Below are 25,367 nucleotides of genomic sequence, written 5' to 3' on the forward strand. Positions count from 1 at the left end.
TTGGTATCTTATTAATAAATTGGTAATGAAAAGATTATAGGATTAAATGTTGTACCTATGTTGTACCCAGCACATAAAAAAAGACCTTACATTTCTGTAAAGCCTTTGTTTTAAGAAGCTCCCCCTCTTGGGCTCGAACCAAGGACCCTCTGATTAACAGCATCAAAAAAGAGGAATCAAGTTGTCTAACTAGAGTTTTAAATAATTAAAAATCAGTAGTTTAATAAATTTTGATATTCATTGAAATCATTTGATAACAATAATTTGCGTGCAAATTGCGTGCAAATTTTATAACTTGATAATCATGAATACCAGTATGAAATTAGCGATTGACTTAAGAAGAAAAAAATCAGATAATACATATCCGATTATTTTACGATTGTGTCATTTCAGAAAAACAACCTCAATTTCTTTAGGTCATTCCATTCCTAAAAACGATTGGGATATAAAAAATGGAAGAATAAAGAAATCTTTTAAAGGGGTAACGTCAGTTAATAAACTTAATAATATACTAGACAAAGAAAAAGTAAGAGCTAATGATATAATTAATAATCTATTTGATAGAGGTGAAATAGACTTTCTGTCAATAACACAAATTAAAGATAAAATTGTTCGAAAGAACAAATATGAGTCCTTTTTCGAATTTGGGTATAGTCTTGTAGAGAATCTAAAAATTGCACGGCGATATGGAAATGCAAGGAATTATTCTGGTGTGCTTGGAACGCTTAAAAGATATAATAAAAACAACGATCTAAAAATAAATGAACTTAATTATGATTTTCTTCTAAGACTGGAACGTGATTTTTTAGCAAAAGGAAATGCTATAAATGGTCTTGCTTCATATATGAGAACAATAAGAGCTATTTATAATAAAGCCATTAAAGCCGGATTGGTTGACCGAGAAAGATACCCTTTTATTAATTATAAAATACGAACTACACCAACAAAAAAAAGAGCAATTGATTTAAAATCCTTAAGAAAGATATTACAATTGATACTTGATAAGAACACCAGCTTGTTTCACTTTAGAAATTATTTTTTGGCTTCATATTTTATATATGGAATATCATTTATCGACCTTGCTTTCTTAAAGGTTGAAAATATTAAAAACGGTAGGGTAAAATACCAAAGAAGGAAAACATTTAAACAATATGATATTAAAATTTCTGAACAACTGGAAACAATTTTAAGTTTCTATTTAAAAAATAAATCGGATAATGAATATGTTTTCTCAATTATTAAAAGAGATAAACCTGAGCTGCAATATTTAGATGCTGAGTGGGAACGTCATCGTTATAATAAGGGATTAAAGGAAATAGCTAGAAGGTGTAATATTGAGGAAAATTTAACTTCCTATGTTTCTAGGCATAGTTTTGCAACGCAAGCAATGCTAGAGGAAGTTCCATTACAAGTCATTTCTGCAATGCTGGGTCATGAAAGACTATCAACTACACAAATCTATTTAAAATCATTACCAACTAATGTATTGGACCAGTACAATGATTGTTTAAAAATTGATTGAATCATAGGTGTTATTGTTATGAAATAGGCTTTCAAATAAATATTCTCACTTCATTGTAAAAATGGAATATGACAGTGTATTGTCGGAATAGATGTACAAATATAATTGAAAGGTTTGTTCTAATATTTTTTCTTATATTTACAGTTAGAAGGACTGTCGGGTTTCAAAATCGCGATATTTTGTACAACACATAATGCCTTGTTCATTTGAGTTGCTGCCCTCTTCTAATTCACACATAATAAATGTTAAACCCCGACTGCTATCGGGGTTTTTTTATAACATTATTTTAAATTTTGTCTACCTTATGATAAGAAACTATGAGTAGCATCAATATTTTTTAATAAATTTTGTCATTTTTAATGTTATAAATAAATTTATTAAATTTATAGCTAATTTAAAAGATACTAAAAAATGGCAAAATTTGAAATTTACAATGACAAGCGTGGTGAGTTTAGATTTAGACTTAAAGCAGGAAATGGACAAAACATTTTGGCTAGTGAAGGCTACAAAGCAAAATCTGGGTGTACTAATGGGATTGAGTCAGTAAGAAATAATTCACAGGATGATAAAAATTATGAACGTCTGACTTCTAAAAGCGGAAGTCCTTATTTTAATTTAAAAGCATCTAACGGACAAGTTATTGGAAATAGTGAAATGTACTCTTCAGCAAGTGCTATGGAAAATGGAATTGCTTCCGTAAAAACAAATGCACCTAAGGCAAGTGTTGATGACTTGACCTGATAGAATTCATAACGTTCTTTCATAAAAATCATGGCTAGAATTTTTGCCTTGTTTTCAGAATAAATTCTAGCCAATTTTATATAAGTTCCATTAACTTAACTAGATATAATCTGTTAAGCTGACATTTTTCTTCGTCCTAAACGGTAAAAACAAAATAAAATTTGTCTGTTCACCAATCTTTTTCCTTATTGTAGAAGACGGTTTTGAGATATAAGCTTTAACGGCATTAATTAGCAGTTGAATCAGGAACAAATATTTTTAATTTAGGTGATAATAGAATTTAGTAAAAAACAGAAGATCCAATACAATTATCCGAAAATAAAATATTCTAATGATGACTTAAGATTGAATTTTGAAAGGGCTTATAGGGCTGTAAAAAATATTCTTTAAATGAATGATTTCATTTTATTTCATAAATTTCTAATAATTAATATTATTTTTGATAATATTATTTTTTAAGAAATACAATTGAAAAGCATTAAGAATTTTAATTTTTACAATAAGTTAAAAACTAATCAGAAATATTTCATTTGGTTTGTGTTTTTGTTGTGCTTCTTAAATCCAACTTGCTTTGCACAATCAGAGCCTACCTTTAAAAAAATAGATCAGTACAGTGGTTTATCGAATGGTAGAGTCGGTAGCATTATAAAAGAGAAAAATGGGTATGTTTGGATTGGAACCAGTAATGGATTGAACCGCTATGATGGGTATACAATAAAAGTTTACAATAAGCAAAATAGCTCACTTAATGCTAATAATATTTCGGACTTATTTTTAGATAGTAAGTCACGAATCTGGGTAGGAACATTAGGAGGAGGGCTAAATTTATACAATGCTTCTGAAGACACTTTTATAGCTTATGAAATTAGTATTAACAATTCTAAATCAATTGCTTCTAATGAAATAAATACAATATTTGAAGATTCCAAAGGAAATCTTTGGATAGGCACCCAAAACGGTTTGTCGCTGTATGACGAAATACATAACGAATTTATTACTTATAAACACGATAATAACACCAAATCAATTAGTCATAATGATGTTAGAAGTATTTATGAAGATATAAATGGTGTTCTCTGGATTGGAACTTTTGGAGGAGGGTTAAATAGGTTTAACCCGGAAACACATGATTTTAAACATATTAAACCAACAATGACAATATCTTCAAATTTTATTCATGTTGTTGCGGGGCTAGATAAAGATAAAATCTTAATCGGCACCAATGGAGAAGGTTTACTTGTTTTTGATGTAAATAGTTTACAGTTCTTAAAAAAAGAGCTTAAATCGGAAGAAGTTACCAATATTGTTCGATGTATAAAAAAAGATAGTAATGGTTCAATTTGGATAGGCACTGATGGAAATGGTCTTTTTAAATTAGAAGATGTAAATTCTCAAAACCCCCAAGTTTATAATTATACATACAATTCCCAATTAGAATCGTCAATTTCAAGTAATGCCATCTATCACATTATGGAAGATGAAGATTCTAATATCTGGATAGGTACTGCTTGGAATGGAATAAACGTCTTAAATCAAAATAATGAGTATGAGCTTTTAACGGGTACTGTAAAAGGAGAAGCACCTTCACCAGTTTTATCAGTTTATAAAAGTAGAACCCAATGTTTATTAGGTTTAGATGGTGAAGGGCTTAGCATTATAGAAGATAACGGAACGACTATCGAACGGTATGGTAAGGATAACAAAAAATCGATTGGTGGCAACTATATTCAACACATTAAAAAAGGGAGTAATCAAACGTTTTGGATAGGTACATTTGTAAATGGATTGATTAATTTTAATCCTAAAACAGGGACTTTTTTACAATACATTCACGAACCAGAAAACACAAAATCTCTGAGTTATAATAATGTTCGTTATGTTATTGAAGATGATATTGAGAATTTATGGGTGGCTACTTGGGGAGGGGGACTAAACTACTTTAATACCAAAAATAAAGCATTTAAAAGTTTTCAAAATCAACCAGAAGATTCACTTTCAATTAGTAATAATAATATAATATCTATACAAAAAGAAGGAGATTCTTTGTGGTTAGCAACTTTTGGAGGAGGTATCAATTTGTTTGACACTAGAACAAAACAATCTAAACACTATAGATATTCAGAGAGCAGTTCAAACTCAATTAGTAGCGATTATGTATATAGTATTTTAAAAGACTCCAAAAATAACTTATGGGTAGGAACTTCTGGAGAAGGTATTAATTTATATAATAAAAAAACAGGGAAGATTAATCGTTTTGAAAAAAATGAAAATATCCGTTATCAAACAATAACAGCAATCATAGAAGATAATAATGGATTGATTTGGTTTAGCACTAAAAAAGGAATTTTTAATTATGATTATAATACTGATAGTTTTAAAAGTTTCACAAATCTTTCAGGAGAGTATCACATAAATGCAGTTTTTAAAGATGAAAATGGACTATTATATTTTGGAGGCTCTAAAGGCGTAATAATGTTTAAGCCAGAAACAATACTTACTGAAAATATAAATCCAAATGTAAAACTCACCAGCTTTAAACTTTTTAATAAAGAAGTCCCAATTGGAGAAAACGAGATTTTAAAAAAAGATATTCTTTTTACAGAAAATATTACTTTAAAACATGATTTAGATGTTATTACATTTGAATTTGCAGCTATGCAATTCCCATCTTCAACAAATTGTGAATATGCCATTAAATTAGAAAATTTCGATAAAGAATGGAGGTATATAGGTAAAGATAGAACAGTAACCTATACAAATCTTTCTTCAGGTAATTATACTTTTAAAGTAAAGAGTAAAACTTTAGGTAGCAATTGGACAGAAGAAAATACTTCGGTGAAACTTAAAATTTTAAAACCATTTTGGTTAGAATGGTGGGCGTTTCTAATATATGGAATCATAACAATAGTACTTTTATATCTTTTTAGGAAATATACTCTTGCTTGGGAGCGATTGAAAACTAATTTAAAATTACAAAGACTCACTCATGAAAAAGACACAGAACTTTATAATTTTAAACAGCGATTTTTTACCAATATATCACATGAAATTAGAACACCAGTTACTTTAATTTTGAGTTCGGTAAAGCGACTCATTGATGCAAAAGCAGTTTCAGATAATAGAGAGTTAAAACCAATTAACATAATTGAGAACAATAGCAATCATTTACTAAATTTAGTTAATGAATTGCTTGATTTTAGGAGTATAGAGGATAATGAGATTAAACTAAAAGTTACTCAAAATGATTGGGTTAAGTTTTCCAATGAAATTTACTTGGCATTTACAGAAAAGGGAATTGAAAAGAACATAGAGTATAGTTTTGAAACACTATTGCCTTTTTCACATTTATGGTTTGATAAAAATCAAATGGAAAAAGTGATATATAATTTATTATCAAATGCTTTTAAGTTTACGGAAGAAGGAGGAACTATAAAATTGACACTAACAGAAAAAGAAAATCATGTGCTTTTAACAATAACTGATACAGGTGTCGGGATTTCTAAAAATCAATTAATTAAAGTGTTTGACCGATTTTATAAAATTGACAATTCAACGGGTATTCAAGAATCTGGATTTGGATTAGGTCTCTCTATTTCTCAAGAAATTGTAAAGTTGCATCATGGTGAAATAATTGCTCAAAGTAAAAAAGGAAAAGGAAGTACTTTTGTTGTAAAACTATTAAAAGGAAAGGAACATTTCAATTCCGAATCTATTATTACTGAAGATAGTAGTGATAGTGAACTTATTAAAAACTATTTTGAAGACTATAGTACTAAAGAAGATATTGCAGCTTTAGCTGATATTTCTGAAATTAAAAATCAAACGCTTTTAATTGTTGAAGACAATAATGATATACGAAACTATTTGGTGGAAATGTTTTCAGATAAATGTAAAATACTAGAGGCGTCTAATGGGCAGGAAGCTTTAAAATTGGTTTTAAAGGAAATGCCAGACTTAATTATAAGTGATGTGATGATGCCAGTTATGGATGGAATTGAATTCACACATAAAATTAAGAAGGATGTTAAAACTAGCCATATTCCGATAATACTTTTGACAGCACTTGCGTCGTTTACGCACAAGATTCAAGGCTTTGATACTGGTGCAGATGATTACATCACAAAACCATTTAGTGAAGCTATACTTAGAGTTAGAATAAAAAATTTGTTAAAAAATAGAGCAGCATTACGTAAAAGATTTAGTGCTGATGGACTTATTTTACCCAATGGACTTGCTATAAATCAAAGAGATCAGGATTTTTTAGAAAAACTTACTCATATCATTCATGAAAATATAGATTCAAATGTATTAAATGCGAATTATTTGGCTTTTGAATTAGCAATGAGCCATTCTGTAATTTATAAAAAAATAAAAGCTCTTACGGGTTTAAGTCTAGTGGAGTTTGTTCGAGATTATAAATTAAAAATAGCTAAAAAACTAATTGAAGAACAATCTTATTCTGTGGTCGATGCTTGTTACAAAGTTGGTTATTCAGATAGGAAATACTTTAGTAAACTCTTTAAAATTCGTTTCGGAAAAAATCCCTCAGATTTTATTAAGAAATAGAATAACTGGCATTAATTAGAATCCATAACAGAGTGAAACTTTTTAGATATATAGCACAGTAGAGTATTTCAATAATATTTACAGTGTCAAGGAATTGTTGAAATAAATCAGTTATTTCTTCATTTATAGTTGTGTCAACATTGTTAGAATACTTTTAACCTCATATAACTCTATATTCTTAATTTCCTGGCAGGTATTGGAGGCAATTAGATATTTCCTAAAACGAATTTATTCCCCTTCTAAAACGAATTTTTACCCCCAAAAAGCATAGAGTAATTACTTTCTTGCAATATCTAAATTCATCATAAAATGTATAAAAAAATTTTGAACTGAATTTGAGTCATATAATATTTTGAGTTAGTTTTTAAAGGGAATTTAATTAATTTTTTATTCCCTTTTAAAGAGTCAGAATATAAAATAAATATATCTAAAATTAATTGACATCTTAAAATTTAAAATATAGTCATTAAAAATGTTGAATAAAAAAAACTATTAACCCCTAAAATATAAGAATAAATATGAAATGAGCTTCCAAAAAAAATAGTAGAAAAGAATAAGTATGGTATAGAAACTTACTAACAAATAATTAAATATGAAACTAATGAGAATAATGAAACTTAAAATCCTTATTTTTCGAAAATTAAATGTAATAAAAGGTGTTACCGCCTTATTTATCTTTTTTTCGGTATTGAGCGTACATGCTGAGGTGAATACTATTTCACCTAAAGTAAATAACCAAGACCATACAATAACGGGTACTGTTGTCGATGGTGCTGGAGAACCTTTGCCCGGAGCTAATGTCATCGAGAAAGGAACTACCAATGGCACAACAACAGATTTTGATGGTAAATTTTCTTTAACGGTTAGTGACCCGAATGCTATACTTATCGTTTCGTTTGTCGGTTTTTCGGCACAAGAGGTTGGTATTAATGGAAAGGAATCACTTATTGTAAAGTTGGAAGAATCAAACACACTTGATGAAGTAGTAGTTGTAGGTTATGGTAAACAAAAACGAAGCGATGTCACAGGAGCAGTAGCTTCAATTTCTACTAAAGCACTTAAAGAGTTGCCGGTAGCTCGTGTAGATCAGGCTTTACAAGGACGTATAGCTGGGGTTGATGTGCAAAATAATGATGCTGCTCCAAATGGAAAGACTACCATTCGAATTAGAGGGGCAAATTCAATAAATGGAGGTAACGATCCTTTAGTTGTTATTGATGGTTTCGTAGGAGGGGCATTGAATCAAGTGAATCCAAATGATGTTAAATCTATTGAAGTCTTAAAAGATGCATCAGCTACAGCTGTTTATGGGTCTAGAGGAGCTAATGGTGTGGTCTTAATTACTACAAAAGAGGGTGGTACAAATATTAGTAAACCTACGGTCGCGTATAGCAGTTTTTTAAAGGTGCATAATGTAGCTGAAAAGCTAAGTTTGATGAATGCAGGACAATATGCAGAAACCGTAAATGCACACAGATTAGCTACAGGAGGATCTGAAGTTTTTTCAGCTTCTGAAATAGCTGGGTTTAAAGCAGACGGAGGTACAGATTGGCAAGACCAAATATTTAAAACGGGTTATTCACAAAACCACCAATTAAGTGTTTCTGGGGCAAATGAAAATGTGTCATATTATGTGTCTGGTGAAATTGTTGACCAAAAAGGAATTGTATTAGGGTCATCTTACAATAGATATGCACTTAGACCAAACTTAAATATTAAAGTAAATGAGAAATTAAGCGTTGATGTTAAAGCATACCTATCTAAAGAAATAGATAACCCAACAATTCAAAACAGTTTTGGAGGCAGCTCTATTTATTCCGCTCAAGTTTGGGCACCAGTAAAATCTGTTTATGATGCAGATGGAAACTATACGCTTCCAGGAGGTGGTTATGGCCCGACAATTAACCTTAACCCAGTTGGACAAGCTCTTGAACCAGTTAGTGATTTTTTTGATAATACTACATCTATAAATTCAAGTATTATTTATAAGATTACAGATGATTTGACTCTAAATATAATGGGAGGTTATAGATTAAATGACTATGAACGTAACTCATTTAATAATGCGAAAGTAGCTCAAAATTACGGTGAAGAAACTGCAGGAATTGTGAACGGAAGATCCATGACTTTGCAAAATACCAACATATTGACCTATCAAAAAACATTTGCAGAAAAATATGATTTAACAGTAACAGGAGTGGTTGAACAGCAGTTTGAAGAATTCAATAATTCTTCTATTTCAGTACAAGGACCTTTGTTGAATTCCGGGACATTTAATAATGTTGGAGTGGCAAGTGAATTTTTTCCTTCAAGTTCTTCAAGAGGCAAAAGAACCTTGTTGTCTTATGTGGGAAGAGTAAATTATGGTTATGATAGTAAATATTTAGTAACCTTAACAGCAAGATCAGATGGTTCATCTGTTTTTGGTAAAAACAATAAAAGAGCATTTTTTCCGTCTGTTGGATTAGGTTGGAATGTGTCCAATGAAAATTTTTTAAAGGACAACGAAACGTTAACAAATTTGAAATTAAGAGCCAGTTGGGGTCAAGTAGGAAATCAAGCAATTGGTCCTTATGGTTCTTTGTCGAGATTAAATGCAGGAGGTCTTGCTGCATTTCCTATAGATGGACTTAACACATCAACAGGTGTAAATATTGATTCTAGAGCTCCTAACCCTGATTTAAAATGGGAGACTACAACACAAACAAATATTGGGTTAGAAGCCGATTTCTTAAACGGTAGAATTCAAACAACGGTTGAATATTACAACAAACAAACAGAAGATCTGTTACAAGTTGCAGGACTACCAAATACATCTGCACGAACTAGTATATTAAGAAATATTGGAAAAGTTGAAAATAAAGGTATTGAAATCTATATAGGAGCAACTCCCGTTCAAGGTGATAACTTTAGATGGAATACAGGAGTAACATATACAAAAAACAGAAATAAAGTTGTCGATTTAGGAGAGGTTACAGAACTTGTAGTTGGAGGTGCTGGTGTACCAGGATTTGATAATTCTATATGGTTAGAAGAAGGACAACCATTAGGATTGTTTAGAGGTTATCAATACGCAGGGGTTTGGTCAACGTCTGAAGCTACTGAAGCTGCTACTTTTTCATCTGGAGGTACTCCATTTTTCCCAGGTGCACCTAAATTTGTAGATCAAAATGGAGATAATATAATTGATGCGAAAGATATTGTAAATATAGGTAACGCTCAAGCAGACTATTCATTTGGTTGGACGAATTCATTTAGTTATAAGAATTTCGATTTAAATGTATTTATTCAAGGGGTGCAAGGAAAAGAGAACTTTAATGTGGCACGTTTAAGAGTGGAAACTACATCAAATGATTCCGATGCAACGAGTACTCGAATTCTTAATAGATGGTCGGCAACTAATGATAATACAGATGTGCCATCGTTTGAAGGATTTAATGCTTTTCCAATTCGTAATTCAAGTAGATGGGTTGAAGATGCTTCGTATATTAGAGTGAAGAATATTACATTAGGTTATAACCTCTCTAACGATGCTACTTCTAAACTAGGAATTGATTCTGCTAAAATTTATTTTACAGGAACTAACTTATTTACATTTACAGATTATACTGGATATGACCCAGAAGCAAGTACAGGTGTAGATAGATTTGCGGGAATTGATTTAGCTTCATTTCCATCTCAAAAGATATATACATTAGGTTTAGATATTAAATTTTAAAAAATAAAAAGATGAAAAAAAGTTTTAAATACGCATTATTGACAACATTTTCACTAATTATTCTTAGTGCCTGTGTTGATTTAGATGAAATTCCAGAGGGAGCATTAGCTCCAGAGAGTTTTTTCAAGACAGAAGCTGATTTTGATGCTGCTTTGATTGGAATAACAGCACCCGCATGGCAAGCTTGGTCTGGCTATACATTTGATTTTGGAATGATGGCGACTCTTGGCGGAGGGGCTGATGATGTAGGAAGTACAGCGACGGATTTTTCTCCTTACGAAAGATTTAACCCAGATCCAAATAGTGGTTTGGTTGCAGGTGCTTGGCGAATACATTATGCTATGATAGGAAATGCGAATGCATTAATTAGTAATGCAGATAATGCAGATGGAATCCCTGCAGAAAAATTAGGGGAATTGGTAGGACAAGCAAAATTTTGGAGAGCTTTCGCTTATTTCCAACTAACACAATACTTTGGAGAAGTACCTATTATTACAACTGAGAATGTGAGCAATGCAGATAAAGTAGGGCAGTCTCCTATAGCAGATATTTATGCAGTAATAGTTCAAGATTTAAAAGATGCTGAAGCAGGTTTGCCAGCAAGTTTTCCTGAGAGAATTAAACCTACCAAGTGGGCTGCAAAATCCTTACTAGCAAAAGTGTATTTAACAATGGCTGGTTGGCCATTAAAAGATGCCTCTACTTTACCGTTGGCAGCGGCAGCTGCAAAAGAGGTAATAGATTCTGGTATATATACTTTAGAAGGTGATTTTAAAGATTTATGGTTGGAGGCTAATAACTTGACAAATTCAGAATATATTTTCTTTTTCAAAGGAGTTCCAGGAGCATGGCCTACAGATTTTGGAAGTCATTTTCATCATTCAACACGTCACCCAAAAGAAGGGGGTTGGGGTAATTGGCATAGTGAAGCAGCTTTTTTTAATAAATTTCCAGTAAGTTATAGAAAAGATGTGTCTTTTACTACAAGCTGGCCAGATGGCACTTCTTTTCCAGCAGATGTTTCAGTACCTTATGTAGCTAAATTTAGAGATGGTGGAGCTGGTATAATTGGTTTTGATGATACTAATTTGGCTGGTGCAGCTAATTCTGGTACAGCATCTTATGTGCATATGCGTTTTGCCGAGGTGTTGTTAATTTATGCGGAAGCGACAGGTAGTGCATTAGGTGCAGAGGCTCTAAATCAAGTAAGGAGAAGAGCTAATAATTTACCTATTAATACTGCAAATCCTTCTGTAGATTGGCCATCAGTTGGGCCCGCAGATTTTGACACAGCGGTTATTGAAGAAAGAGCTTGGGAGTTGGCTTTTGAGGATAAGCGATGGTTCGATTTGGTACGAAAAGAGATGTTGGTAGAAGTAAAGGGTGATGAGTATCCTCATATCAATCAAAATTATGGTTGGTTGCCTAAGCCAGCAACTGAAGTATTACAAATTGAAGGATTAGACCAAAATACCTATTAATAAGTTTTTTTCTAAATTTTATAATTTAAGATTAGAGGGTTTTTTCATTACAGTAATGGATGAACCCTCTAATTTTACATAAGTAATCACTTTAACTCTCTAAATGTAATTATGTAATATGAATAAATACGTTCTGTACATATTCTTTTTTTTCTGTTTAGTTTCTTGTAATCTGGATAATAAATCTTCCAGACATAACGATATGCATCAATTGTTTTCTGTGCTAACAGAAAATGATACCGGTATTAAATTTAATAACTTATTGGACGAGACTACATATATGAATGGTTTTTTCTATGAGTATTATTACAACGGAGCCGGAGTTGCCACGGCTGATTTTAATAATGATGGCCTTCAGGATATTTATTTTGTAAGTAACAAAAGAGCAAATCAACTGTATCTTAATAAAGGTGATTTGGAATTTCAAAATATAACTAATAAATCGAATACCAAAGGGGGTTTTGGTTGGCCAACAGGAGTAACCGTTTTGGACATTAACAATGATGGCTTAATGGATATTTACATCTCTAAATCAGGAAGAATTTCAAATCCTGAGCATAGAAAGAATGAATTGCTAATTAACCTTGGAATAGACGAAAAAAGCCTCCCACATTTTCAAGAAAAAGCAAAAGAATACGGTTTGGATATTTCTTCACAATCCAGTCAAGCCAACTTTTTTGATTATGATTTAGATGGAGATTTGGATCTTTTTTTAATAAATCATGGACTAGATGTTTATAATGATAAACAGATTCCTTTTTTGATTTCACAGAAATCAAAAGACACTGGAGAGAAATTGTATAAAAATGACAATGGAATTTTTAAAGAAGCTACTCTAGAAGCTAATATTACTAATAATAGATTGGGGTTTGCCTTGGGTTGTTCAATAGGAGATGTTAACAATGATGGTTGGCCAGACATATATATATCGCATGACTATTCAGAAAAGGATCATCTTTATTTAAACAATCAAGATGGAACCTTTAAAGAAGTGTCTTTACAAGCTTTTGGCCATATTTCTAATTTTTCTATGGGGAGTGATATGGCAGATGTCAACAACGATGGGTTCTTAGATATTATGTCTTTGGATATGATGGCACAAGACAACTATTCTCAAAAAACCAGTATGAGTGGCATGAACACCAAAAAGTTTGAAAATATTGTCGAGCTAGGGCTACACCATCAATATATGTATAATGCTTTGCAAATAAATAATGGAGTAAGTTATGAAACTAAAACGCCTTTGTTTTCTGACATAGCCCAATTAGCAGGCGTGAGCAGTACAGATTGGAGTTGGTCTCCTTTATTTATTGATATGAATAATGATGGTTATCGAGATTTGTTTATTTCCAATGGTATTAAGAGAGATTTTAGAAATAACGATTTTGCCATTTATAAAAAAAAGAAACAAGAAGAAGCTATCAAAAAAGGAAAACTGGATAAAGAAGCCTATATGAAGGATATGTTTGATAAACTACCGTCTAGAAAACAAAAAAATGTCTTTATGTTGAATAATAAAGATCTAACTTTTCAAGACATTCAATTTAAACAGCCTACAACAAGTTCAAATGGGGCGGCCTATGCGGATTTTGATAATGATGGCGATATCGATATTGTAGTCAACAATTCAGATGATGAAGCACTTATTTATAGAAATAATTCAGAAGGGTTTAATAACTTCATAAAAATAAAATTAGAAGGTACAAAACATAATAAAGATGCCATTGGGGCAAGGGTAGAAATCAAAACCAATAATGTATCACAAATAGTAGAAAACTATTTTTCCAGAGGATTTCAGTCTGCAATGGCAGATAATTTACATTTTGGATTAGGAACAGATGAAAAAATTGATACCCTTATTATAAGGTGGCCCGATGGTAGTTTACAGTATCAATACAAAATAAAAGCAAATCAAACCCTAGAAATTTCTTACAATCCAACAGAAAAATTAACTAAACATAACTTAAATGAACAAAATTATTTGTTTAAAGATATTACAGAAATTTCGAGAATCAAATTTAAACATCAAGAGAATATCTATAACGATTTTGCTGCAGAATCTTTAATACCGCACAAAATGTCTCAAATGGGGCCTGGACTGAGTGTTGCCGATGTAAACAATGATGGTTTGGATGATTTTTACATTGGAGGCCCGAAAGACCAAGAGGGAGTTTTATATGTGCAAACTACAAACGGGGCATTTAAAAAATTTATAACTACAGTTTTTGAAAAAGATAAAAAACACGAAGATACAGGAGCTTTGTTTTTTGATGCAGATAACGATGGAGACCAAGATTTATATGTAGTAAGCGGTGGAAATGAAGCAACTCCAAATTCAAAATACTACGAAGACCGTTTCTATGAAAACAAAGGGAATGGGCATTTCGTAAAAACGTTAAATACAATTCCAAAAATTACAACAAGTGGATTAAAAGTAACAGTGGGTGATTATGATAACGATGGCGATTTAGATTTATTTGTGGGTAGCCGAGTAAAACCAATGCACTACGGGCAGTATGCTAAAAGCTTCATTTTGGAAAACCAAAGTAAAAATGGGAAAATAAAGTTTGTGGATAAAACGGAAAATATAGCTCCAGATTTGGTTAATTATACCATGGTAACAGATGCTTTGTGGATAGATTATGACAAAGATTCCATATTAGACCTTCTAGTAGCCAATGAATGGGGAACGGTAGATTTCTTTAAAAATGAAGACAACAGATTTGTTAAAAAAACAGCACAATTAGGAATAGCATCCAACAAAGGTTGGTGGTATAGTATTGTGGCAGATGATATTGATAATGACGGAGATACCGATTTTATCGCAGGTAATTTAGGTTTAAACTATAAATACAAAGCCTCGAAAGAAGCTCCTTTCTATATGTATTTGAATGATTTTGATAAAAACAATTCAGAAGATATTGTATTGGCATATCATGAAGATAAAAAAGTATTTCCATTAAGAGGAAGACAATGTTCTTCCCAACAAATGCCCTTTATCAAAGAAAAATTTAAAACCTACGATGCCTTCGGAAAAGCCGAATTAAAAGACGTTTACGGAGAGGCTTTGAGTAAATCTATACAATACGAAGCCACCAATTTTGCAAGTGGTATTTTTAAAAATAATGACAATACACAGTTTCAATTCACGCCTTTTGAAAATGAAGTACAAATATCTTCTATTAATAAAATTTTAGTAGAAGACTTTGATAAAGATGGCAATAAAGATTTGGTATTGTTAGGAAATCTCTATGCTTCAGAAGTAGAAACACCAAGGAATGACGCAAGTTATGGACATTATATGAAAGGTGATGGAAAGGGCGGTTTCAAAACTATTCCAGCACAAAAATCTGGGCTCTATATAAAAGGTGATGTAAGAAATGCCGAAATCATAAGAATCGGTCGCAAGAAGAATGGATATAATGCAATACTTATCGCTCGGAATAATGACTCCTTAAAGCTATTAACCAATAACTCATCAACCTTAATATTTGTACAAAAATGAAAAACCAAATCATTTCAGAACTCGCGAGTAGTTCCTGTTCCTTCAATTCTCCTATAGCAAATGAAAGTAGAAACGAAAAAGAGTGTAGAACTGTACTTAACTTTAACTACGTTTTGAAGTTTACGAAAGAAACGCCCACTGAACATTTTTCATTCTCTGACATTGGTTACGAAAATATATCCCTCTCCAAAACTCTATATATCGAACCTCAAATAACAAAAGGGCCATGTCAAGGTGATTGTTGGTGTTCGAAAATCTTTAAAGTTGGTCAAGAGCACAAAAATAGGTGTGTAGATTTATATTTTGAAGCTGCCATGCAAGTGGCGGAAATATGGCTGAACTTAAAAAAAAGCGAGGTAGCCTTATTACCTAGGCCACATCCAGCATACATTGCTACTGGAAAAATATAGGAGGTAAAAAGGATTCATTTGATAGCAATCAAATAGAATCCATTCAAATTTCTTTTGGGGAAGCAATTCCTGAAAATAAACGTAATCGAAAATTAGGGATTGTGCTTGAAAAAGTGGTTTTAAAATAAAAAGGGCACAATGAAAGAAGGCATCAAATTTTATGTATAACAATTCAATTAACAAACAAATATTACTATTACTCATGGGATTACTGGTTTTTAACTGTATAACTAAAACTCAAGAAAGCGAAAAAAGAATACTTACTAATTTTAATTACAATTGGAAATTTAAAAAACAAGAAGGTGTTGTTGATGCAAAACTTTATGCGTATGCTATTAACGATACCAAATGGAAAAATGTATCGCTTCCCCATACAGCACATATAGAACCTTTGGTAATTAAAGAGCAACAATGGCTGGGAACCTGTTGGTACCGAAAAAACTTTACTATAGCTCCCGAAAATAAAGAAAAACACATAGCCCTGTATTTTGAAGGTGCTATGCAAGTGGCAGACGTATGGTTGAATGGAAAAAAAATAGCACATCACAAAGGCGGTTATTTGCCCTTTTATGTCAACTTAACTAACAAAGTTTTCTTTGAAAAAGAAAACACAGTGGTCGTAAAATTAAACAATGAAAACAACTCGCAAGTCCCACCTGGGAGACCTATTGAAAATTTAGACTTTAACTGGTTTAGTGGCCTGTACCGAAATGTACATCTCATCATAAAAAACAAAATCCATATTACCAACCCTATTCAAGCTGATATAGTAGCAGGAGGAGGCGTTTTTGTACAAATCCTAAACGCAAACACAGAAGAATCCCTACTTAAAATACGAACAGATATTTTGAATGAATCTGATACAGGGGAATTGTTAAAAACAAAAATTTCTATTTATGATGCTTTACAAAATCTGGTAGCATCTGCCGTAAGCCAACCAAAACGAGTAGGTATAATGGAAACAGGAAGCTTTTCTGAAGAAATAATAATAAAGAACCCTAAATTATGGTCTCCTGAATCTCCTTCTCTTTATATGATAAAAATTGAGCTGTTAAAAGGAGGAAATCTAGTAGATGAAGTAGAAACATCTTTTGGAATCCGTACCATAAAATTCGATAACAAAGGCTTTTATCTAAACGGAGAAAAGTACAACTTAATTGGTACCAACCGCCATCAAGAATACCCATATATAGGTTACGCCTTATCAGACAATGCCCAGTACCGCGATGCCTATAAAATAAAACAAGCAGGTTTTAATTTTGTACGATTATCGCACTACCCACAGGCAGAATCTTTTATGAATGCTTGCGACGAGTTAGGGGTTTTAGTAATGGATGCCATTCCTGGATGGCAATTTTTTGGAGAAGAAACCTTTCAGGAAAATTGTTATAAGGACATACGTCAAATGGTTCGTAGGGACAGGAATCACCCCTCCGTTATTTTATGGGAAGCCTCTTTAAACGAATCTGAAATGACCGAAGCCTTTATGGAAAAAGCCCATGCAATTGTTCATGAAGAATACCCTGGAGACCAAGCCTATTCTTGCGGTTGGTTGGACCATGCCTACGATGTATTTATACCCGCACGTCAACACGCAGAAGCACCATATTACTGGAAAAATTATGATAAAAACAGACCTCTATTTATCGCTGAATATGGAGATTGGGAATATTACGCACAAAATGCAGGATTTAATCAAGGAGATTTTAGTGATTTAAAAGAAAATGAGCGAACCTCTCGTCAATTAAGAGGAGATGGACAGAAAAGATTAGCACAACAAGCCTTGAATTACCAAGAGTCTCATAACGATAACCTCTACAACTCGGCCGCGGGCGATGCCAATTGGTTAATGTACGATTACAATAGGGGCTATGCTCCGGACTTGGAGAGTTCTGGTATCATGGATATTTTTCGACTGCCCAAATTTGTGTACTATTTTTATAGTAGCCAGCAAGCGTTGGATGAAGAAAGTCCCGTACTATTTATAGCCAACTATTGGAACGACCCTAAGTTTAACGATGTCAAGATTTACAGTAACTGTGATGAAGTAGAGCTTTGGTTGAATGACAAAGTGATCGAACGCAAGCAACCGGATGACGACCGAAATTCCAGTAATCTAAAACACCCTCCATTTACTTTTGAAGAAGTGCCTTATCAAAAGGGAACTTTAATAGCAAAAGGTTTTGTAAACGGAAAGCAGATAGCTGAAACTAGTGTGAGTACACCAGGAAAACCTGCAAAAATTGAATTAACTGTAGATGAATCCGGTAAACCACTAGAGACTAACTGTAATGATGTTGTATTTATCTATGCTAAAATATTAGACATTGAAAGAAATTATGTGCCAACCGCTAAAAATAAAATAACATTTACTGTAGAGGGAGACGTCGAATTAATAGGAGGTAATCCAAGTATAGCAGAGGCAGGTATAGCGACTATACTTTTAAAAGCTGGAAAAACTAAAGGCAAAATAAAAGTTTTTGCTAAATCTGAAAACTTTACAGTCCAAAGTTTAGAGGTAGAAATTAAATAGCAATTTTTATGAAAAAACAGCAAAAAATTGATATTTCAAAAAAAATAGAAAAAGTTCCTTTCTATGAAAAAACTGCTTTGGGTATTGGGGCTTTATCCATGTTCTTCGGCTATGCCTCTATTAGTATTTTGGCGTATCCCGTGTACAATATTCTTCTGGGGGTTAATGCGGCTTGGATAGGTATAGCACTTATGGTGCCTAGAATCTGGGATTCCATTACCGATCCCATTATGGGAAAAATATCCGATAATTTCCAATCAAAATGGGGCCGTAGAAAACCTTTTATCATATTAGGGGCCATCACAATGGGTATTCTTTTTGCATTGCTTTGGTTGGCGCCACAGCATTGGAGTGAGGGCGAAAAACTGGCCTATTTTATTGTATTTCAATTGTTGTTTTTTACAGCTTATACTATTTTCTCAGTTCCCCTAACTGCCTTGTCGTATGAAATGACACCAGATTACCACGAGCGTACACGGGTCATGTCTTTTATGGCGTTTTTTCACAAACTTGGGGAATTATTGGGAGGTTGGATGTTGCCCTTGGCCACTTCAATAGGTCTTGTACTTGTCGTTGGGGCAACCGATTTGAATATGGAAGGTGTCATTGCTATGGCACTAATCGTAGGCGTTGTTTTTATGGCTCTGGCTGGAGCTTTGCCGGGAATATTCGTTAAAGAACGATTTAAACCCAAAGCAAAGAAAAAACAAGAGGTAAAACTTTGGGACAGTATTAAAGGAGCCTTTTCCAGTAAACCATTTTTGTTATTGGTCATCATTGTGGTGCTCAACGTACTTTCTGGAGTTTTAGCCATGGGGATTGACCAGTATATTCTTATCTATTTTATGAACGATGGTAATTTGGGCGACGGATTGGTACAAAAAGCATTGCTCACCACAGGTTATGGGGTAATAGGCTTTATCTCTATTCCGGTCATTTCGTTTTTGGCTAAAAAGTTCGATAAAAAAGGAGCCTTGTTTTTTGTATATTCGCTAATGGCTTTTGGAGGTATCATGAAGTGGTTCATATTCACACCGGGGCATACCATTTACGATATCAACCTTGGTTTTACCATTCTAAAATTGGACCCTATTATTCTAATAGACCCTTTGTTATGTGGCCCCATGTGGGTGGCGGTTAAAATTATGCTCGGTTCAATGATGGCCGATATTTGTGATGAAGACGAACTGCAGCATGGGCAACGAAGAGAGGGCATTTTTGGAGCTGTTTTTTCATGGTTGGAAAAAATGATGGTATCCCTAGCTTACTTGGGTACAGGATTGGCATTGTCATTCGCCGCCTTTAACCCTGATTTGGGAGGTGACCAAACCCCGGAAACATTTACAAGAATGCGTTTATTTTTAGCAGGAGCACCAACGCTTACGGCAGTACTGGCCATTGTTGCCGTGTATTTTTACCCCATAAATGCAGCTCGGGCACAACGTACAAGCGAATTATTAGAAGAAAGGAATAGCATTGAAAAATAATAAGGAATAACATTATAGAAATAATAATATGGAAAGAATACTCATTATTATATTACTTTTCTTATATACATCGTGCCAAAAACAATCGGCCAAAGTCAACATCGATTACGTAGACCAATATAATGTCGTTTGGAACAGCCAAAGCAAAAACTCCTCAGAATCCATGCCGTTGGGCGGTGGCGATATAGGTTGCAACGTATGGGTTGAAAATGGGGATGTTCTTTTTTATATGTCCCGAAGTGGGACTTTTGATGAGAATAATACCATGCTCAAGTTAGGACGTACCAGAATTCAATTAGACCCCAACCCTTTTACAGGAGAAGAAGTGGTTTTTAAACAAGAACTCAACCTTCGTGAAGGTTGTGTATATATCACTGGAAAAAACAATGAGCTGGAAGCCACCCTAAAATTATGGGTAGAAGTGTTTCGTCCAGAAATTCATGTAGATATAGAAAGTTCTGTACCCGTTACCGTGAAAAGCACCTATGAAACCTGGAGAACGGAAGACCACCATCTAGAGGCCAACGAACGCATGCAGTGTATGAGTTTTAATGCATCCACGCCCGAACAAGTTACCGCTATCACCCATAGAGATTCTATAAGGCATTCCGACAATGAAGTGATTTGGTACCATCGCAACAGAGATGATGATTTGGTATTCGATAAAGAAGTGAACCAACAACATCTTGACTCGATTAAGGACCAGTTATGGAACCCACAAAAAAATTTGACCTTTGGAGGTAGTATGCAAGGAGAAAATATGTCCTTTTCAAAAACCGTATCGGGACGTTACCTGAATACCGATTTTACGGGGTGGACATTAGAAAGCGATACACCACAAACCAAACAGGCCATAACCGTTCAATTCCATACGGCAAATGCAGAAACCGTTGAAGATTGGGAGAATGAACTGGAAGCATTGGTAAAAGAAAGTAAGTCAAAATCAAAAAAGTGGCAAAAAAACCTAGATTGGTGGCAACAATTTTGGGACAGAAGTCATATCGTTATCAATGCCAATGTAAAAAACAAAGAAGAAAACAACGGTTGGCAAGTAGGTAGAAACTATCAACTGTTCCGCTATATGTTGGGTTGTAATGCCTATGGCAAATATCCAACAAAATTTAATGGAGGACTGTTTACCTACGACCCCCATTTGGTATTGGACTATTACCCCAATGCCACCCCGGATTTTAGACAATGGGGCGGCGGTAGTTTTACAGCTCAGAACCAACGTTTGGTGTATTGGCCCATGCTAAAATCAGGGGATTTTGAGATGATGCAAACCCAATTCGATTTTTATAAGGACATTCTGAAAAATGTAGAATTAAAAACGGAGCATTACTGGGGGCATAAAGGAGCAGCCTTTCCCGAACATCCTCAAACATTCGGGTTGCCCTATGCAGGTATTTACCAATACGAATGGGGAAAAGAAGGTTTAGGGCCTAGAAAGGAAAAGTACAGTGAACGCTATCTAAAAAAACAGAATGGTGATTCCCTTAAAATTGAAGATGTAGGCTATTTGAACAACCCGTGGGTATCGGACCAATACGATACCGTGCTGGAATTCTGTTTGATGATTCTGGATGCAGAACAATTTACAGGACAAGATATAAGCCAATATATGCCCCTTATAGAAAGCTCGCTCACCTTTTTTGATGAACACTACCGTTACTGGAACAAAAGATTGAATGGGAAGGAATTGGACGAAAACGGGCATTTGGTCATTTACCCCGGTACGGCCTGCGAAACCTATAAAGTCGCCAAAAATCCTGTCCAAACCCTAGCTGGTTTAAAAACAGTTACAGAACGACTACTTGAGTTGCCCGATTCTTATTTATCAAAGGAAAAAAAAGCACACTATGAGAAATTTTTAAAACAAATCCCTTCAATTTCATTTCGTGAAATGAATGGGCATAAAACCATCGCCCCGGCAGAATCATGGGAATACTTTTCAAATCAGGAAATCCCACAGCTGTATCCTGTATTCCCATACCCAATCTATGGCATTGCAAAACCAGATTTACAGGTGGCGGTCGATACTTGGATATATGGTATGGACGACCCCATACAAAAAAACTATGTGAGCTGGCATCAAGACAATATCTTCTGTGCCCGTTTGGGATTGGTGGAAGAAGCCAAAGAACTGACCATTAAAAAAATGCAAGATTCAGAAAGACGGTTTCCCACATTTTGGGGCCCGGGCCACGATTGGGTACCTGACCATAACTGGGGCGGCTCAGGAATGATCGGTTTACAAGAAATGCTTTTACAGACTGATGGCAAGGAAATACAAGTGTTGCCTGCTTGGCCAAAAGAATGGGATGTGAACTTTAAATTGCATGCACCTTATAATACTGTCGTTAATGGACGCTTCAATGGAGAAACTGAATATATAGATGTTTTTCCTTCCCAAAGAAAAGAAAACATCATAGCCATTAGAAATAAATCAGAATAGGAATGAAACACATATTGAATTATACATTTTTCGTATTGCTTTTATTACTTGAAGTATCATGTTCGCCACAAGCATCAAAAGAAAAAACGAAACCCGATATCATCGTTTTTATGATAGAAGACATGAGTGTTCAAATACCCGCCTATGGAGACCGTACCGTAGCTACTCCAAACATAGATGCGTTGGCAAGCCGAGGTGCCATATATAAAAACGCCTATGCGGCTCAGGCAACTTGCAGTCCGTCAAGGTCAAGCTTTTTTACAGGCCTCTACCCGCATCAAAACGGACATATGTTACTGGCAGATTCCTACGGTGGGCACTTGCACGAAGGCACACCCTCTATCATATCCATATTAAAAGAAAAAGGCTATTACACAGGGCTTAACTATAAAATACATGTCAACCCTGAAAATGCAATGCCTTTTGACCAACATTATGGTAAGGAAAGCTTTAAGCGTGAGAATAGCCACCCAAAAGACGGTGTGAAAGGCGCCGAGTTTTTAAGGCGTTTTTTAAGAACAAGACCAAAGGACAAACCGTTTTTCTTTCAGGCACAAACAGATGATACGCACCGCCCCTTTTTATACGACAACGACGAAGGTCTGAATAAGCACAGAATAAGGCTTGATTATGAGGGAAGTCCTTATAAAATACTGACTAAAGAGGACGTAAAACCCATACCATCCTTCGGGGAAGCTATTGCCCAAACCGATGTGTTAATGGACGATGTATCCGCTTACTACAACGCCATACAGAGGGCAGACAGGGCTGTAGGCCTCTTTCTTGAAGTCCTGGAGGAGGAAGGCGTCGATTTAGACAATACATTTATCATACTCACTGCAGACCACGGCCCACCCTATGGCAGGGGCAAATGCTCTGTGTATGAGTTGGGAATGCGTGTACCCCTTATTTTAGCTGGGAAAAACCTGCTCCCTAAGGGAACAGTAAAAGAGAACCTGGTATCCTTTGTGGATTTGTTCCCTACCATTCTGGATGTGGCAAACATTCCACAACCAGAGTACTTGCCCGGAAATTCACTGTTAAAAACATTTCAAGATGACAATGATTGGCCCGAAGCCGTTTTTGGAGAATACTTCGCCCATACCACCATAGACGACTACTGGCCTTCCAGAATGGTGAGAAAGGGTAATTACAAGTTGATATGGAATTTAAAAGCAAATACAAATTTAAAAGGAGGTGTACACGCCGAAGGAAGCCCTGATGTATATACGGCCGTCAAAAGTAGAGCTGGCGAAGATACCCATACCATTTATAAACGGTTCAATACCCCACCGGAATATGAATTATATAATTTGGAAAACGACCCTTACGAGAAAGTAAATCTGGCAATGACACCAGAATACCAACAAAAACTTACAGAGTTGCAAAGCACATTGACAAAGTGGATGCAAACCACGGCAGACCCATTATCGGATAAAAATACTTTTAATAAGTTGGATAGTTATTTTACAAAAAAGCAACTAGAAGTTGACCAATTCAGACGCCAACACCCAGATGAAGATGTTTGGCAACATAAAAGATTTCTACAGGGAGATTTGAGTTTTATTAGAAAGCCATGGGAAGCAAGAAAAGCGGAATTAATACGAGCAAAAAAAGTGAATAAAAATTAAAAGACATGTGCAAAATGCAAAACAATTCATTCAACAAAATTCTATTTCTAATAAGTTGTCTTTTTCAACTAAGCTTCCAAGCATCCTATGCCCAAAATTATATGATAGGGGCCGATTTATCCTTCGTCAAAGAAGCGGAAGATAATAGGTTTCAATTCAAAGAAGATGGAGAGTCAAAACCTTGCATTCAAATATTCAAAGAACATGGATACAATTGGGTTCAATTAAGACTATTTCACACACCGACAAGATTGCCTAATAACCTTGAATATACTATTACATTAGCAAAAGAAGCAAAAAAACAAGGGTTTAAATTTTTACTTGATTATCATTATTCAGATACCTGGGCGGATCCAGCAAAACAATCAGTACCAAAAGTATGGGAAGGAAAAACACCAGCAGAATTGGTACACGAAATTTTTGAGTATACAAAAGCAACTATGATTGCTTTTCGCGAAGCAGATGTATATCCAGATATGGTTCAAGTAGGAAATGAGATTAGCAATGGCATGCTATGGCCTGTTGGCAAATTGCCCGAAAACTGGGATAATTTCGCTTCCTTGTTACAAGCAGGAATTAACGGTGTGTATGCAAGTTGCGGTAATAATCCCTGTCCGGAAATTATGATTCACATAGACAAAGGTGGGGATAAGGAGTTTACAAAATACTTTTTTGATAAGATTGCCAGCTATGGAATTAAATACGATGTTATTGGACAATCCTACTATCCATGGTGGCTTGGTAACTTATTGAATTTACGAGCATGTCTAAATTTTGCTGCTAAGACATACCAAAAAGATATCATTGTTGTAGAGGTAGCTTATAATTATGCCCCCCAAGAGTATAGAGATAAGCAAGCACCGTTTCCAGAAAGCCCTGAAGGGCAAAAAGAATTTTTAGAAGAAGTGAACAAGATTATTCTAAATGTGCCTGATGGCAGAGGCAAAGGGGTGTTCTGGTGGGAGCCAGCTGCGCCCTCTAAGGGGTTTTCAACCAGAACCTTTTTTGATTCAGACGGCAATGTAATGCCCGTAATTACAGTGTTTGATAAGTATGTGAGGCATTAGCATGAGAAATATTTTAATCATAATAATTGTTTTGTTCATAGCTGCTGGTAAACTCGAAAAAAGAGAATCAGAGCACGATGAAAAAGTAATTTCAAAACCCAACATTATCATCATCATTTATGCCGATGATTTGGGCTATGGAGATTTAGGTCGTTACAGTGCTGTTGGTGTAGAAACCCCAATAGTGATAAATTTGGAATTAAAACAATCATTAAATCAAATAAAAGAAATAAAGTATAAAGATTAAGTAT

General features: G+C 34.3%; 13 protein-coding genes. All 13 read left to right on the forward strand.

Annotated features, from left to right (window positions below):
- Positions 1–316 precede the first annotated feature (316 nt).
- The 13 genes from UMM65_RS13745 to UMM65_RS13805 all read left to right on the forward strand — a co-directional run bounded on the left by UMM65_RS13745 (position 317) and on the right by UMM65_RS13805 (position 25,363).
- A complete protein-coding gene (locus tag UMM65_RS13745) occupies positions 317–1,522 on the forward strand; it encodes a site-specific integrase (protein ID WP_321977308.1) in 1,206 nt (401 codons plus the stop codon).
- Positions 1,523–1,933: 411 nt separating this feature from the next.
- Positions 1,934–2,263, forward strand: a complete 330-nt coding sequence (locus UMM65_RS13750; protein WP_321977309.1) for a YegP family protein — start codon at positions 1,934–1,936, stop codon at positions 2,261–2,263.
- A 468-nt stretch (positions 2,264–2,731) separates the two neighbouring features.
- Positions 2,732–6,829 (forward strand): hybrid sensor histidine kinase/response regulator transcription factor, encoded by a 4,098-nt coding sequence (locus UMM65_RS13755; RefSeq protein WP_321977310.1) that lies wholly within the window; start codon positions 2,732–2,734, stop codon positions 6,827–6,829.
- Positions 6,830–7,439: 610 nt separating this feature from the next.
- Positions 7,440–10,547 (forward strand): SusC/RagA family TonB-linked outer membrane protein, encoded by a 3,108-nt coding sequence (locus UMM65_RS13760; protein ID WP_321977311.1) that lies wholly within the window; start codon positions 7,440–7,442, stop codon positions 10,545–10,547.
- Positions 10,548–10,558: 11 nt separating this feature from the next.
- Positions 10,559–12,028 (forward strand): RagB/SusD family nutrient uptake outer membrane protein, encoded by a 1,470-nt coding sequence (locus tag UMM65_RS13765; RefSeq protein ID WP_321977312.1) that lies wholly within the window; start codon positions 10,559–10,561, stop codon positions 12,026–12,028.
- Between the two features lie 118 nt (positions 12,029–12,146).
- Positions 12,147–15,533, forward strand: coding sequence for a VCBS repeat-containing protein (locus UMM65_RS13770; RefSeq protein ID WP_321977313.1), 3,387 nt, complete (start codon positions 12,147–12,149; stop codon positions 15,531–15,533).
- Between the two features lie 113 nt (positions 15,534–15,646).
- Complete coding sequence (locus tag UMM65_RS13775) at positions 15,647–15,943, forward strand: hypothetical protein (RefSeq protein ID WP_321977315.1); 297 nt, start codon at positions 15,647–15,649, stop codon at positions 15,941–15,943.
- A gap of 160 nt (positions 15,944–16,103) precedes the next feature.
- Positions 16,104–18,476 (forward strand): glycoside hydrolase family 2 protein, encoded by a 2,373-nt coding sequence (locus UMM65_RS13780; protein WP_321977316.1) that lies wholly within the window; start codon positions 16,104–16,106, stop codon positions 18,474–18,476.
- Positions 18,477–18,484: 8 nt separating this feature from the next.
- Complete coding sequence (locus UMM65_RS13785; protein ID WP_321977317.1) at positions 18,485–19,963, forward strand: MFS transporter; 1,479 nt, start codon at positions 18,485–18,487, stop codon at positions 19,961–19,963.
- Positions 19,964–19,991: 28 nt separating this feature from the next.
- A complete protein-coding gene (locus tag UMM65_RS13790; RefSeq protein WP_321977318.1) occupies positions 19,992–22,418 on the forward strand; it encodes a DUF5703 domain-containing protein in 2,427 nt (808 codons plus the stop codon).
- A gap of 2 nt (positions 22,419–22,420) precedes the next feature.
- Positions 22,421–24,049, forward strand: coding sequence for a sulfatase family protein (locus UMM65_RS13795; protein WP_321977320.1), 1,629 nt, complete (start codon positions 22,421–22,423; stop codon positions 24,047–24,049).
- A gap of 101 nt (positions 24,050–24,150) precedes the next feature.
- Positions 24,151–25,116 carry a glycoside hydrolase family 53 protein gene (locus tag UMM65_RS13800; protein WP_321977322.1) on the forward strand — a complete coding sequence of 322 codons (966 nt, stop codon included), beginning with the start codon at positions 24,151–24,153 and terminating at the stop codon, positions 25,114–25,116.
- 1 nt (position 25,117) lies between these two features.
- Positions 25,118–25,363 carry a hypothetical protein gene (locus UMM65_RS13805; protein WP_321977324.1) on the forward strand — a complete coding sequence of 82 codons (246 nt, stop codon included), beginning with the start codon at positions 25,118–25,120 and terminating at the stop codon, positions 25,361–25,363.
- Positions 25,364–25,367: the final 4 nt, after the last annotated feature.

It is taken from the genome of Aureibaculum koreense (genome assembly GCF_034296135.1).
GTDB lineage: Bacteria > Bacteroidota > Bacteroidia > Flavobacteriales > Flavobacteriaceae > Aureibaculum.